This window comes from Cupriavidus sp. 05N39, assembly GCF_056397325.1.
This window is the reverse complement of sequence record NZ_JBFTNE010000432.1, coordinates 1-350: the sequence shown is the minus strand read 5'-3', so window position 1 is coordinate 350 and position 350 is coordinate 1. Positions and strand designations below refer to the sequence as shown.

1 rRNA gene is annotated in these 350 nt (G+C 57.8%); it reads left to right on the top strand.

Annotated elements, in window-relative coordinates:
• Positions 1 to 350, top strand: a 16S ribosomal RNA gene (locus AC1DN0_RS42055); the annotation flags it as partial.

The following is a 350-nucleotide window of genomic DNA, read 5'->3' as shown; positions in this document are numbered from 1 at the left end:
CAGGGGACCTTCGGGCCTTGCGCGGATAGATGAGCCGATGTCGGATTAGCTAGTTGGCGGGGTAAAGGCCCACCAAGGCGACGATCCGTAGCTGGTCTGAGAGGATGAYCAGCCACACTGGAACTGAGACACGGTCCAGACTCCTACGGGAGGCAGCAGTGGGGAATATTGCACAATGGGCGCAAGCCTGATGCAGCCATGCCGCGTGTATGAAGAAGGCCTTCGGGTTGTAAAGTACTTTCAGCGGGGAGGAAGGSGATGMGGTTAATAACCKCGTYSATTGACGTTACCCGCAGAAGAAGCACCGGCTAACTCCGTGCCAGCAGCCGCGGTAATACGGAGGGTGCAAG